General features: G+C 70.8%; 10 protein-coding genes. 5 read left to right on the top strand and 5 right to left on the bottom strand.

The genetic code is table 11. The features are described from left to right. On the bottom strand, nucleotides 1–1,520 hold a 1,520-nt coding region (locus AWC08_RS25540; RefSeq protein WP_142283808.1), incomplete at its 3' end, for a PE family protein. 263 nt (nucleotides 1,521–1,783) lie between these two features. Between AWC08_RS25540 and clpB (AWC08_RS25535) the strand changes: the two genes are divergently transcribed. Beyond that, a complete protein-coding gene (gene clpB, locus AWC08_RS25535; RefSeq protein ID WP_065133300.1) occupies nucleotides 1,784–4,330 on the top strand; it encodes an ATP-dependent chaperone ClpB in 2,547 nt (848 codons plus the stop codon). Here clpB (AWC08_RS25535) and AWC08_RS25530 read toward each other — a convergent pair. Genes AWC08_RS25530 through AWC08_RS39895 form a run of 3 tightly spaced genes read right to left on the bottom strand, consistent with a single transcriptional unit; the run spans nucleotide 4,327 to nucleotide 7,264 of the window. Beyond that, nucleotides 4,327–5,148, bottom strand: coding sequence for an enoyl-CoA hydratase/isomerase family protein (locus AWC08_RS25530; protein WP_069435478.1), 822 nt, complete (start codon nucleotides 5,146–5,148; stop codon nucleotides 4,327–4,329). The genes clpB (AWC08_RS25535) and AWC08_RS25530 overlap by 4 nt on opposite strands. 7 nt (nucleotides 5,149–5,155) lie before the next feature. Further along, complete coding sequence (locus AWC08_RS25525; RefSeq protein WP_065133326.1) at nucleotides 5,156–5,596, bottom strand: DsrE family protein; 441 nt, start codon at nucleotides 5,594–5,596, stop codon at nucleotides 5,156–5,158. Between the two features lie 51 nt (nucleotides 5,597–5,647). Next, on the bottom strand, nucleotides 5,648–7,264 hold the full coding sequence (locus AWC08_RS39895) for a hypothetical protein (protein ID WP_159460023.1): 1,617 nt from the start codon (nucleotides 7,262–7,264) through the stop codon (nucleotides 5,648–5,650). 474 nt (nucleotides 7,265–7,738) lie between these two features. Between AWC08_RS39895 and AWC08_RS39890 the strand changes: the two genes are divergently transcribed. The 3 genes from AWC08_RS39890 to AWC08_RS25500 are packed head-to-tail and all read left to right on the top strand — an operon-like array spanning nucleotide 7,739 to nucleotide 9,776. Further along, nucleotides 7,739–8,455: a hypothetical protein gene (locus AWC08_RS39890; protein WP_159460024.1), complete on the top strand. Its 717-nt coding sequence runs from the start codon at nucleotides 7,739–7,741 to the stop codon at nucleotides 8,453–8,455. Between the two features lie 51 nt (nucleotides 8,456–8,506). Further along, the gene (locus AWC08_RS25505; protein ID WP_065133326.1) at nucleotides 8,507–8,947 is read left to right on the top strand and encodes a DsrE family protein; all 441 of its coding nucleotides are present in this window, start codon (nucleotides 8,507–8,509) and stop codon (nucleotides 8,945–8,947) included. A gap of 7 nt (nucleotides 8,948–8,954) precedes the next feature. Beyond that, the gene (locus AWC08_RS25500; RefSeq protein WP_069435478.1) at nucleotides 8,955–9,776 is read left to right on the top strand and encodes an enoyl-CoA hydratase/isomerase family protein; all 822 of its coding nucleotides are present in this window, start codon (nucleotides 8,955–8,957) and stop codon (nucleotides 9,774–9,776) included. Here AWC08_RS25500 and clpB (AWC08_RS25495) read toward each other — a convergent pair. After that, nucleotides 9,773–12,319, bottom strand: a complete 2,547-nt coding sequence (gene clpB / locus AWC08_RS25495) for an ATP-dependent chaperone ClpB (protein WP_065133300.1) — start codon at nucleotides 12,317–12,319, stop codon at nucleotides 9,773–9,775. The two genes, AWC08_RS25500 and clpB (AWC08_RS25495), sit on opposite strands and share 4 nt — an antisense overlap. Before the next feature lie 263 nt (nucleotides 12,320–12,582). On the opposite strand from clpB (AWC08_RS25495), the gene AWC08_RS25490 reads away from it, so the two are divergent. Beyond that, nucleotides 12,583–14,102: PE family protein (locus AWC08_RS25490; protein ID WP_142283808.1), on the top strand; the 1,520-nt coding region annotated here is incomplete at its 3' end.

Genomic DNA, 14,102 nt, shown 5'->3' with positions numbered 1-14,102 from the left:
GCCGCTCCGTCGGTGGCGCCCGCGCCGGCGCCGTTACCTGCTGCACCTCCAGCGCCGGCTGCGCCCCCGGCTCCGCCCGCCCCGCCCTGGCCGCCGACGCCGACGGCACTCGCACCGCCGCCGCCGCCCTCACCGCCGACACCCCCGCTGCCGCCCTGTCCGCCGCGCCCATTCGTTGCGCCGGTGAATGCCGCGCCGCCCTGGCCGCCCTGGCCGCCCTGGCCGCCCGCGGTGCCCGCGCCACCCGTACCGCCGTCACTGGTGCTGGCCGCGCCGTTTCTGCCGCTGCCCCCGTCGCCGCCCTGACCGCCGGCGCCGCCGTCACCGGCGATGCCCTTCGCACCGGCGTGGCCGCCCGGTCCTCCGGCCGCCCCGCCCGCTCCGGCTGCCCCGCCGTGTCCTCCGTTGCCACCCGCGGCCCCGTCTCCGGCGGCAGAACTCGACGTCGCCGCCGTTCCGGCGCCGCCCATCCCGCCCGCGCCTCCGACACCGCCGGCGCCACCGACGCCGCCATCGCCCGCGGCGCCCATGAACAAAGCGCCTTCACCGCCGACGCCACCGCTGCCGCCCGTTCCACCGGCGAAACCGTTGCCGCCCTGCTGAGCTGTCAACCCCGCAACCCCGGCCGCGCCTGCGCCGCCGGCGCCACCAGTGCCCCCGTGTCCACCGTTGCCCGCTAACGTTCCACCGAACCCGCCGGGTCCGCCGCTGCCACCGTGACCCCCGGCGCCAAGGCCGGACGCCCCGCCGGCCAGACCGGCACCACCGGCCCCGCCGGCGCCACCATCGCCGAAGAGGCCGGCGCCGTGGCCGCCCGCCCCGCCGGCGCCGCCAGTCCCGTTGCCGAGGGCGCCCGTTCCACCTACTCCACCCTGGCCGCCATTGCCGAAGAGGAACCCCGCGCTCCCACCAGTTCCGCCCATGGCCCCCGCTCCGCCGGCGCCGCCGGCGCCACCGTTGCCGGTCAACATTCCGCCGCGGCCGCCGTTGCCACCGGCGGCACCGATTCCGCCGGCGCCGCCTTGGCCGCCGCTGCCGAACAGGCCAGCCGCCCCGCCGGCGCCGCCGGCTTGTCCTGCCGCGCCCGGAGCACCATTGCCGCCGTTGCCCACCAGGATCCCGCCGGCCCCGCCGTTAGCCCCGGCCGTCGTCGCATCGGCCCCGTTGCCGATCAACGGGCGACCGAAGATGGCCTCACTCGGCGCATTGACCGCGTCGAGAAGGCCTTGCAGCGGCGCGACGTTTGCCGACTCGGCTCCCGCGTAGGCCACACCGGCACCCGTCAACGTCTGAACGAACTGATCGTGGAACACAGCTGCCTGGGCGCTCAGCGCCTGGTATTCCTTGCCGTAGCTCCCGAACAGCGCCGCGATGGCCGCGGACACCTCGTCAAGTCCAGCCGCCGCGACCGCCGTGGTAGGCAGTGTCGCCAACCCGTGAACGGTGCGCAGCGAATTTCCGATCGAGGCGACGTCGGAGGCGGCGACCGCCAGGCTGTCCGGTGAGAACCACAAACCCATGACGAAATCCCCTCGACGGCAGGGACTCCGGCTCGTGCCGAAGCGAAATTGAGCACACGCTACCCACGTCAGATGTCCGTGTATGCAGTTTTCGCGAACATTGGTGTCGGAGCGCTGGCTCCCTCAAAACTGGTTCCGGCGCATGGCGCACCGGGTCTCGCATGCGATCCGGAAAAAAGTTAGAGTTGAGCGGAACAGACTCAACATTGACGGCGTTGGAGTACGCGAGAAGATTTTTACCTACGCATACGAACGGAGGGGTCGTGGACTCTTTTAACCCGACAACTAAGACGCAGGCGGCCCTGACGTCGGCGCTGCAGGCGGCTTCGGCGGCTGGCAACCCCGAAATCAGGCCCGCGCATCTGCTGATGGCGCTGCTGACGCAGAACGACGGGATCGCCGCACCGCTGCTGGAGGCTGTCGGGGTGGACCCCGCCACGATCCGCGCCGAGGCGCAACGCCTGCTGGACAAGCTGCCGCAGATCAGCGGCTCGAGTTCGCAGCCGCAGCTGTCCCGCGAGTCCCTTGCCGCCATCACCGCCGCTCAGCAGCTGGCCACCGAGATGGACGACGAATTCGTCTCCACCGAACACCTATTGGTCGGGTTGGCCACCGGTGACTCCGAGGTCGCCAAGGTACTCACCGGCCACGGAGCCTCCCCGCAGGCGCTGCGGGAGGCGTTCGTCAAGGTGCGCGGCAGCGCGCGGGTGACCAGCGCCGATCCCGAAGCCACCTACCAGGCGCTGGAGAAGTACTCCACCGACCTGACGGCGCGCGCCAAGGAAGGCAAGCTCGACCCGGTCATCGGCCGCGACAACGAGATTCGTCGGGTGGTGCAGGTGCTGTCCCGGCGTACCAAGAACAACCCGGTACTCATCGGCGAGCCGGGCGTCGGCAAGACCGCCATCGTGGAGGGTCTGGCCCAGCGCATCGTGGCGGGGGACGTGCCGGAAAGCCTGCGCGACAAGACCGTCATCTCCCTTGACCTGGGCTCGATGGTGGCCGGCGCCAAGTACCGCGGCGAGTTCGAGGAACGGCTCAAGGCCGTACTCGACGACATCAAGAACTCCGCAGGTCAGATCATCACGTTCATCGACGAGCTCCACACCATCGTCGGCGCCGGCGCGACCGGCGAATCGGCGATGGACGCGGGCAACATGATCAAGCCGATGCTGGCCCGCGGCGAGCTGCGCCTGGTGGGCGCCACCACGCTCGACGAGTACCGCAAGTACATCGAGAAGGACGCCGCGCTGGAGCGGCGCTTCCAGCAGGTTTTCGTCGGCGAACCCTCGGTGGAGGACACCGTCGGCATCCTGCGCGGGCTGAAGGACCGCTACGAGGTGCACCATGGCGTGCGCATCACCGACTCGGCGCTGGTCGCCGCGGCCACGTTGAGCGACCGCTACATCACCGCCCGCTTCCTGCCCGACAAGGCCATCGACCTGGTCGACGAGTCGGCCAGCCGGTTGCGGATGGAGATCGACTCGCGTCCCGTCGAAATCGACGAGGTCGAGCGCCTGGTGCGCCGGCTGGAGATCGAGGAGATGGCGCTGGCCAAGGAGGAGGACGCCGCGTCGAAGGAGCGGCTGGAGAAGCTGCGCGCCGAGCTGGCCGACAAGAAGGAAGAGCTGGCCGAGCTGACCACAAGGTGGCAGAACGAGAAGAACGCCATCGACATCGTCCGCGAGCTCAAGGAACAGCTCGAGGAGCTGCGCGGGGAGTCGGAGCGCGCCGAACGCGACGGCGACCTGGCCAAGGCCGCGGAGCTGCGCTACGGCCGCATCCCGGAGGTCGAGAAGAAGCTCGACGCCGCGTTGCCCCAGGCTGAGGCGCGCGAGAACGTGATGCTCAAGGAGGAGGTCGGTCCCGACGACATCGCCGACGTGGTGTCGGCGTGGACCGGCATCCCGGCCGGCCGGCTGCTGGAAGGGGAGACGGCCAAGCTGCTGCGCATGGAGGACGAGCTGGGCAAGCGCGTCGTTGGTCAGAAGAAGGCCGTTCAGGCCGTCTCTGACGCGGTGCGCCGCTCGCGGGCCGGGGTCGCCGACCCCAACCGGCCCACCGGTTCGTTCATGTTCCTCGGCCCCACCGGTGTGGGTAAGACGGAGCTGGCCAAGGCGTTGGCGGATTTCCTCTTCGACGACGACCGCGCCATGGTCCGCATCGACATGAGCGAATACGGCGAGAAGCACTCGGTGGCCCGGCTGGTGGGTGCGCCTCCTGGCTACATCGGCTACGACCAGGGCGGTCAGCTGACCGAGGCGGTGCGGCGGCGTCCGTACACGGTGATCCTGTTCGACGAGATCGAGAAGGCCCACCCGGACGTGTTCGACGTGCTGCTGCAGGTGCTCGACGAGGGCCGGTTGACCGACGGCCAGGGCCGCACGGTCGACTTCCGCAACACGATCCTGATCCTGACCTCCAACCTCGGGTCCGGTGGCACCGAGGAGCAGGTGATGGCCGCGGTGCGGTCGGCGTTCAAGCCGGAGTTCATCAACCGGCTCGACGACGTGATCATCTTCCACGGCCTCGAGCCCGGTGAGCTGGTGCAGATCGTCGACATCCAGCTCAAGCAGCTGGACAAGCGGTTGGCCCAGCGTCGGCTGCAGCTCGAGGTCTCGCTGCCGGCCAAGCAGTGGCTGGCGCAGCGGGGCTTCGACCCGGTGTACGGCGCCCGGCCGCTGCGCCGGCTGGTGCAGCAGGCAATCGGCGACCAGTTGGCCAAGCTGCTGCTGGCCGGCGAGGTGCACGACGGCGACGTGGTGCCGGTCAATGTGAGCCCGGACGGCGACTCGCTGATCCTCGGCTAATCAAGTCTTCGGGGCCGGTCGCCCAGCTCGAATTCTCGGGTCTGGGCGCCGGCCTCGACGATTGCACGCAGCAATTCTCGCGTGGCCGGCTGCGCGACGGTCTGGCGCAGCAGTTGGTCTTCGACGCGCAGGCCGGTGGCCAGGTCTCCGTCCGAGGCGGCTACCGCCTCCTTGGCCGCGGCGATGGCGGTAAGCGGGCTCGATGCGATGCGCCTGGCGAGCCGGTCGACAAACCGGCGCAGCTGGTCGGGCGGAAGCGCCCGGGTGAGGTATCCCCAGGTCGCGGCGGTTTCCGCGTCGACGTCCATGCCGCCCAGGATCACCTCCAGCGCCCGCGACCGGCCGACCAGCCGGGGCAGACGCTGGGTCGCGCCGCCACCGGGAATGATTCCTATCGACACCTCCGGATGCCCGAGAACGACGGCGCCCGTCGCGGCGTAGCGCATATCGAAGGCCATCACGAACTCGCAGCCACCGCCGCGGCAGACGCCGTCGATGACGGCGATGGTGGCTTTCGGCAGAGTCCGGACCCGCTCGGTCACGGCGTGGAAGAACGACAGCTCGTCATGCACCGCGAGGTCATCGGCGGGCAGGTCCTGAATCAGCGCGACATCGGCGTGGGCGATGAAGATCTCCGGATCAGCGGAGTCGACGATCAGCACCCGCACCCGGCCGTCGGCGGCGACTTCTGCGAGGAGCCGGTCGATCTCGGTGAGCAGTGCGACATCGAGCAGGTTGATCGGCGGATGGTCGATGGTCGCCCGGCATATCCCATCCGCGCTGGCCACCCGGATGAGCCGGTAATTTTGCTGGGCCACGCTCCCCCTACGCCTCAGTGATTTTCACAAACCCCTGCTGCACCAGTTGGGTGAGCCGGGCCATCGCGTTGCGGTTGATCTTGATGCCGGGAATCAGTTCGGCGTTGCCCCAGCCCATGGCCCGTGCGGTCGCGCCACACAATTCGATCTGCGCGCCCTGGGCGATCAGTCCTTCGATTACCGCCTTGTACGGGTTACCCGTCGCGACGTGCCGGTTGGCGTTGTAGGTCTGATCGTCCAGCGTGACGTGGCCGGCGTTGGTGTGGAACACGACGACGACGTCTGGCTTCACCTTCCAGTCCGCGGCATCGGAGACGACGATGCCGGCGTGGAACAGCACCGCCGGCATGTCGCCCTCAAAGGTCAGTGATGCCACGCTGAACACCACCTTGACCTCGTCGAGTTCGACGGGGACGTCGATGTGCAACGATTCACCAGAACCGGACACTGAGGACTCCTTTCTCAACTTCTGCTACTGAGTTTGTCGGCGTTGCGCGGGCTAAGGCTGGCCGCCGCCCTTCCCGCCGCTGCCCGCGGTGCCGCCGGCGCCGCCGAAGAACCCCATGGACGGGCTGCCGGGACCGCCGGGGCCTCCCGGGAGGCCAAGGAAGCCTAGGCCATTGCCGCCGCTGCCGCCGTCGCCTCCGTCACCGCCGGTTCCGCCGATACCGGTAACTGAGGTTCCGCCGGAACCCCCGATACCACCATTGCCGCCGGATCCCCCCGAGTTGACCTCAGAACCGTCACCTCCGTCGCCACCGGTTCCGCCCTTGCCGCCGTTGCCGCTGACACCCGACGTGGAGCCGCCGCCCTTGCCGCCGTTGCCGCCGGCTCCGCCGATGCCTCCCGGAGCCCCGCTGTTGCTGTCGGAGCCATCGCCACCGCTGCCGCCCTGTCCGCCGATACCGCCATTCGTGCTGCCGTTGCCGTGGCCGCCGGCGCCGCCGTTGCCGCCTGCGCCGCCGCGCGCCACACCGCTCGGGGCTACACCATCAGCGCCGGCGCCGCCGGCGCCGCCACTGCCCCCGATGTCGCCGGCGCCGCCGTTGCCGCCCGTGCCACCCGTCCCGCCGGTGCCGCCGATGGCCCTTCCGGCGGCGCCACCGTCCCCGCCCGCACCGCCCTGGCCGCCGACGCCGTTTCCGCCGTTTCCGCCGTTACCGCCGGCGCCGCCGAACACGCCACTGATGGAACGGGAAGTGCTGAGTCCACCCACGCCGCCGTTGCCGCCTTTGCCGCCGGCCCCCGCGGTGCCGTCACCGCCGGCGCCTCCATTGCCACCGCTGCCGCCGGCGAAGTTTGCTCTGGCGTTGCTGCCGCCGCCTGCATTGCCGCCGTTTCCGCCGGAACCGCCTGTCGCGCCGTGACCTCCGTTGCCGCCGGTGCCACCGCGACCACCTGAACCGGTCGTGTCAGATGAGACGGCAGCACCGCCGTTACCACCTTTGCCACCTGCTCCACCAGCGGCGGCGGCCCCGCCGTCACCACCGCTGCCGCCGTTACCGCCAGCGCCACCCCCACCGAAGGCGCCGAAGATGGTACCGCCGTTGCCGCCGTTGCCCCCACGGCCGGCCGCGGCTGCCGAGCCGTTCGATCCGTCTGCGCCATCGGTGAAACCGGCGCCTCCAGCGCCGCCGAGTCCCCCCGTCCCGGAGTTTCCGCCAGTACCGCCGTCGCCGCCCTTGCCGCCTTGCGTGTTGGTCGAGTCCGTGTTGCCGCCGGCGGCGCCGGTACCGCCGTTGCCCGGGGTACCGGCGTTGGCGCCGTCTCCTCCCGCTCCGCCGATGCCCCTGCCGGCCTGTCCGCCGATACCGGAGCCGCCGCTGCCGCCGTCGCCGCCGCGGCCACCGGCGCCGCCGTTGCCGGCATTGCCGCCATCGCCGCCGTCACCACCATCGGCGCCGGCGCCGATGGTGGTGACGGCGGCGATGGCGGCAATGCCGGCAACGGCGGCGCCGGTGGCCGCGGCGGCGACGGCGGCAGCGGCGGCTCCGGTATCGGCGGACAGGCCGGCAGGGGCATCGGCGGAGCGGGAGGAGACGGCGCCAACGCCGGTACCCCGGGCAACGGCGGTACCGGCGCCGCCGGCGGCAACACGGACTCGACCAACACGCAAGGCGGCAAGGGCGGCGACGGCGGTACTGGCGGAAACTCCGGGACGGGGGGACTCGGCGGCGCTGGAGGCGCCGGTTTCACCGATGGCGCAGACGGATCGAACGGCTCGGCAGCCGCGGCCGGCCGTGGGGGCAACGGCGGCAACGGCGGTACCATCTTCGGCGCCTTCGGTGGGGGTGGCGCTGGCGGTAACGGCGGCAGCGGTGGTGACGGCGGGGCCGCCGCCGCTGGTGGAGCAGGTGGCAAAGGTGGTAACGGCGGTGCTGCCGTCTCATCTGACACGACCGGTTCAGGTGGTCGCGGTGGCACCGGCGGCAACGGAGGTCACGGCGCGACAGGCGGTTCCGGCGGAAACGGCGGCAATGCAGGCGGCGGCAGCAACGCCAGAGCAAACTTCGCCGGCGGCAGCGGTGGCAATGGAGGCGCCGGCGGTGACGGCACCGCGGGGGCCGGCGGCAAAGGCGGCAACGGCGGCGTGGGTGGACTCAGCACTTCCCGTTCCATCAGTGGCGTGTTCGGCGGCGCCGGCGGTAACGGCGGAAACGGCGGAAACGGCGTCGGCGGCCAGGGCGGTGCGGGCGGGGACGGTGGCGCCGCCGGAAGGGCCATCGGCGGCACCGGCGGGACGGGTGGCACGGGCGGCAACGGCGGCGCCGGCGACATCGGGGGCAGTGGCGGCGCCGGCGGCGCCGGCGCTGATGGTGTAGCCCCGAGCGGTGTGGCGCGCGGCGGCGCAGGCGGCAACGGCGGCGCCGGCGGCCACGGCAACGGCAGCACGAATGGCGGTATCGGCGGACAGGGCGGCAGCGGTGGCGATGGCTCCGACAGCAACAGCGGGGCTCCGGGAGGCATCGGCGGAGCCGGCGGCAACGGCGGCAAGGGCGGCGGCTCCACGTCGGGTGTCAGCGGCAACGGCGGCAAGGGCGGAACCGGTGGCGACGGAGGTGACGGTTCTGAGGTCAACTCGGGGGGATCCGGCGGCAATGGTGGTATCGGGGGTTCCGGCGGAACCTCAGTTACCGGTATCGGCGGAACCGGCGGTGACGGAGGCGACGGCGGCAGCGGCGGCAATGGCCTAGGCTTCCTTGGCCTCCCGGGAGGCCCCGGCGGTCCCGGCAGCCCGTCCATGGGGTTCTTCGGCGGCGCCGGCGGCACCGCGGGCAGCGGCGGGAAGGGCGGCGGCCAGCCTTAGCCCGCGCAACGCCGACAAACTCAGTAGCAGAAGTTGAGAAAGGAGTCCTCAGTGTCCGGTTCTGGTGAATCGTTGCACATCGACGTCCCCGTCGAACTCGACGAGGTCAAGGTGGTGTTCAGCGTGGCATCACTGACCTTTGAGGGCGACATGCCGGCGGTGCTGTTCCACGCCGGCATCGTCGTCTCCGATGCCGCGGACTGGAAGGTGAAGCCAGACGTCGTCGTCGTGTTCCACACCAACGCCGGCCACGTCACGCTGGACGATCAGACCTACAACGCCAACCGGCACGTCGCGACGGGTAACCCGTACAAGGCGGTAATCGAAGGACTGATCGCCCAGGGCGCGCAGATCGAATTGTGTGGCGCGACCGCACGGGCCATGGGCTGGGGCAACGCCGAACTGATTCCCGGCATCAAGATCAACCGCAACGCGATGGCCCGGCTCACCCAACTGGTGCAGCAGGGGTTTGTGAAAATCACTGAGGCGTAGGGGGAGCGTGGCCCAGCAAAATTACCGGCTCATCCGGGTGGCCAGCGCGGATGGGATATGCCGGGCGACCATCGACCATCCGCCGATCAACCTGCTCGATGTCGCACTGCTCACCGAGATCGACCGGCTCCTCGCAGAAGTCGCCGCCGACGGCCGGGTGCGGGTGCTGATCGTCGACTCCGCTGATCCGGAGATCTTCATCGCCCACGCCGATGTCGCGCTGATTCAGGACCTGCCCGCCGATGACCTCGCGGTGCATGACGAGCTGTCGTTCTTCCACGCCGTGACCGAGCGGGTCCGGACTCTGCCGAAAGCCACCATCGCCGTCATCGACGGCGTCTGCCGCGGCGGTGGCTGCGAGTTCGTGATGGCCTTCGATATGCGCTACGCCGCGACGGGCGCCGTCGTTCTCGGGCATCCGGAGGTGTCGATAGGAATCATTCCCGGTGGCGGCGCGACCCAGCGTCTGCCCCGGCTGGTCGGCCGGTCGCGGGCGCTGGAGGTGATCCTGGGCGGCATGGACGTCGACGCGGAAACCGCCGCGACCTGGGGATACCTCACCCGGGCGCTTCCGCCCGACCAGCTGCGCCGGTTTGTCGACCGGCTCGCCAGGCGCATCGCATCGAGCCCGCTTACCGCCATCGCCGCGGCCAAGGAGGCGGTAGCCGCCTCGGACGGAGACCTGGCCACCGGCCTGCGCGTCGAAGACCAACTGCTGCGCCAGACCGTCGCGCAGCCGGCCACGCGAGAATTGCTGCGTGCAATCGTCGAGGCCGGCGCCCAGACCCGAGAATTCGAGCTGGGCGACCGGCCCCGAAGACTTGATTAGCCGAGGATCAGCGAGTCGCCGTCCGGGCTCACATTGACCGGCACCACGTCGCCGTCGTGCACCTCGCCGGCCAGCAGCAGCTTGGCCAACTGGTCGCCGATTGCCTGCTGCACCAGCCGGCGCAGCGGCCGGGCGCCGTACACCGGGTCGAAGCCCCGCTGCGCCAGCCACTGCTTGGCCGGCAGCGAGACCTCGAGCTGCAGCCGACGCTGGGCCAACCGCTTGTCCAGCTGCTTGAGCTGGATGTCGACGATCTGCACCAGCTCACCGGGCTCGAGGCCGTGGAAGATGATCACGTCGTCGAGCCGGTTGATGAACTCCGGCTTGAACGCCGACCGCACCGCGGCCATCACCTGCTCCTCGGTGCCACCGGACCCGAGGTTGGAGGTCAGGATCAGGATCGTGTTGCGGAAGTCGACCGTGCGGCCCTGGCCGTCGGTCAACCGGCCCTCGTCGAGCACCTGCAGCAGCACGTCGAACACGTCCGGGTGGGCCTTCTCGATCTCGTCGAACAGGATCACCGTGTACGGACGCCGCCGCACCGCCTCGGTCAGCTGACCGCCCTGGTCGTAGCCGATGTAGCCAGGAGGCGCACCCACCAGCCGGGCCACCGAGTGCTTCTCGCCGTATTCGCTCATGTCGATGCGGACCATGGCGCGGTCGTCGTCGAAGAGGAAATCCGCCAACGCCTTGGCCAGCTCCGTCTTACCCACACCGGTGGGGCCGAGGAACATGAACGAACCGGTGGGCCGGTTGGGGTCGGCGACCCCGGCCCGCGAGCGGCGCACCGCGTCAGAGACGGCCTGAACGGCCTTCTTCTGACCAACGACGCGCTTGCCCAGCTCGTCCTCCATGCGCAGCAGCTTGGCCGTCTCCCCTTCCAGCAGCCGGCCGGCCGGGATGCCGGTCCACGCCGACACCACGTCGGCGATGTCGTCGGGACCGACCTCCTCCTTGAGCATCACGTTCTCGCGCGCCTCAGCCTGGGGCAACGCGGCGTCGAGCTTCTTCTCGACCTCCGGGATGCGGCCGTAGCGCAGCTCCGCGGCCTTGGCCAGGTCGCCGTCGCGTTCGGCGCGCTCCGACTCCCCGCGCAGCTCCTCGAGCTGTTCCTTGAGCTCGCGGACGATGTCGATGGCGTTCTTCTCGTTCTGCCACCTTGTGGTCAGCTCGGCCAGCTCTTCCTTCTTGTCGGCCAGCTCGGCGCGCAGCTTCTCCAGCCGCTCCTTCGACGCGGCGTCCTCCTCCTTGGCCAGCGCCATCTCCTCGATCTCCAGCCGGCGCACCAGGCGCTCGACCTCGTCGATTTCGACGGGACGCGAGTCGATCTCCATCCGCAACCGGCTGGCCGACTCGTCGACCAGGTCGATGGCCTTGTCGGGCAGGAAGCGGGCGGTGATGTAGCGGTCGCTCAACGTGGCCGCGGCGACCAGCGCCGAGTCGGTGATGCGCACGCCATGGTGCACCTCGTAGCGGTCCTTCAGCCCGCGCAGGATGCCGACGGTGTCCTCCACCGAGGGTTCGCCGACGAAAACCTGCTGGAAGCGCCGCTCCAGCGCGGCGTCCTTCTCGATGTACTTGCGGTACTCGTCGAGCGTGGTGGCGCCCACCAGGCGCAGCTCGCCGCGGGCCAGCATCGGCTTGATCATGTTGCCCGCGTCCATCGCCGATTCGCCGGTCGCGCCGGCGCCGACGATGGTGTGGAGCTCGTCGATGAACGTGATGATCTGACCTGCGGAGTTCTTGATGTCGTCGAGTACGGCCTTGAGCCGTTCCTCGAACTCGCCGCGGTACTTGGCGCCGGCCACCATCGAGCCCAGGTCAAGGGAGATGACGGTCTTGTCGCGCAGGCTTTCCGGCACGTCCCCCGCCACGATGCGCTGGGCCAGACCCTCCACGATGGCGGTCTTGCCGACGCCCGGCTCGCCGATGAGTACCGGGTTGTTCTTGGTACGCCGGGACAGCACCTGCACCACCCGACGAATCTCGTTGTCGCGGCCGATGACCGGGTCGAGCTTGCCTTCCTTGGCGCGCGCCGTCAGGTCGGTGGAGTACTTCTCCAGCGCCTGGTAGGTGGCTTCGGGATCGGCGCTGGTCACCCGCGCGCTGCCGCGCACCTTGACGAACGCCTCCCGCAGCGCCTGCGGGGAGGCTCCGTGGCCGGTGAGTACCTTGGCGACCTCGGAGTCACCGGTGGCCAACCCGACCAATAGGTGTTCGGTGGAGACGAATTCGTCGTCCATCTCGGTGGCCAGCTGCTGAGCGGCGGTGATGGCGGCAAGGGACTCGCGGGACAGCTGCGGCTGCGAACTCGAGCCGCTGATCTGCGGCAGCTTGTCCAGCAGGCGTTGCGCCTCGGCGCGGATCGTGGCGGGGTCCACCCCGACAGCCTCCAGCAGCGGTGCGGCGATCCCGTCGTTCTGCGTCAGCAGCGCCATCAGCAGATGCGCGGGCCTGATTTCGGGGTTGCCAGCCGCCGAAGCCGCCTGCAGCGCCGACGTCAGGGCCGCCTGCGTCTTAGTTGTCGGGTTAAAAGAGTCCACGACCCCTCCGTTCGTATGCGTAGGTAAAAATCTTCTCGCGTACTCCAACGCCGTCAATGTTGAGTCTGTTCCGCTCAACTCTAACTTTTTTCCGGATCGCATGCGAGACCCGGTGCGCCATGCGCCGGAACCAGTTTTGAGGGAGCCAGCGCTCCGACACCAATGTTCGCGAAAACTGCATACACGGACATCTGACGTGGGTAGCGTGTGCTCAATTTCGCTTCGGCACGAGCCGGAGTCCCTGCCGTCGAGGGGATTTCGTCATGGGTTTGTGGTTCTCACCGGACAGCCTGGCGGTCGCCGCCTCCGACGTCGCCTCGATCGGAAATTCGCTGCGCACCGTTCACGGGTTGGCGACACTGCCTACCACGGCGGTCGCGGCGGCTGGACTTGACGAGGTGTCCGCGGCCATCGCGGCGCTGTTCGGGAGCTACGGCAAGGAATACCAGGCGCTGAGCGCCCAGGCAGCTGTGTTCCACGATCAGTTCGTTCAGACGTTGACGGGTGCCGGTGTGGCCTACGCGGGAGCCGAGTCGGCAAACGTCGCGCCGCTGCAAGGCCTTCTCGACGCGGTCAATGCGCCGAGTGAGGCCATCTTCGGTCGCCCGTTGATCGGCAACGGGGCCGATGCGACGACGGCCGGGGCTAACGGCGGGGCCGGCGGGATCCTGGTGGGCAACGGCGGCAATGGTGCTCCGGGCGCGGCAGGACAAGCCGGCGGCGCCGGCGGGGCGGCTGGCCTGTTCGGCAGCGGCGGCCAAGGCGGCGCCGGCGGAATCGGTGCCGCCGGTGGCAACGGCGGCCGCGGCGGAATGTTGACCGGCAACGGTGGCGCCGGCGGCGCCGGCGGAGCGGGGGCCATGGGCGGAACTGGTGGGAGCGCGGGGTTCCTCTTCGGCAATGGCGGCCAGGGTGGAGTAGGTGGAACGGGCGCCCTCGGCAACGGGACTGGCGGCGCCGGCGGGGCGGGCGGCCACGGCGCCGGCCTCTTCGGCGATGGTGGCGCCGGCGGGGCCGGTGGTGCCGGTCTGGCCGGCGGGGCGTCCGGCCTTGGCGCCGGGGGTCACGGTGGCAGCGGCGGACCCGGCGGGTTCGGTGGAACGTTAGCGGGCAACGGTGGACACGGGGGCACTGGTGGCGCCGGCGGCGCAGGCGCGGCCGGGGTTGCGGGGTTGACAGCTCAGCAGGGCGGCAACGGTTTCGCCGGTGGAACGGGCGGCAGCGGTGGCGTCGGCGGTGAAGGCGCTTTGTTCATGGGCGCCGCGGGCGATGGCGGCGTCGGTGGCGCCGGCGGTGTCGGAGGCGCGGGCGGGATGGGCGGCGCCGGAACGGCGGCGACGTCGAGTTCTGCCGCCGGAGACGGGGCCGCGGGTGGCAACGGAGGACACGGCGGGGCAGCCGGAGCGGGCGGGGCGGCCGGAGGACCGGGCGGCCACGCCGGTGCGAAGGGCATCGCCGGTGACGGCGGCGCCGGCGGTCAGGGCGGCGACGGGGGCAGCGGCAGAAACGGCGCGGCCAGCACCAGTGACGGCGGTACGGGTGGCGCGGGCACCGCGGGCGGCCAGGGCGGCCAGGGCGGCCAGGGCGGCGCGGCATTCACCGGCGCAACGAATGGGCGCGGCGGACAGGGCGGCAGCGGGGGTGTCGGCGGTGAGGGCGGCGGCGGCGGTGCGAGTGCCGTCGGCGTCGGCGGCCAGGGCGGGGCGGGCGGAGCCGGGGGCGCAGCCGGCGCTGGAGGTGCAGCAGGTAACGGCGCCGGCGCGGGCGCCACCGACGGAGCGGC

Origin of the sequence: Mycobacterium gordonae, from assembly GCF_002101675.1 — a bacterium.
Classification (GTDB): Bacteria; Actinomycetota; Actinomycetes; order Mycobacteriales; family Mycobacteriaceae; genus Mycobacterium; species Mycobacterium gordonae.
Note: the sequence above shows the minus strand (reverse complement) of the source record. Positions and strands in the feature narration are given on the sequence as shown.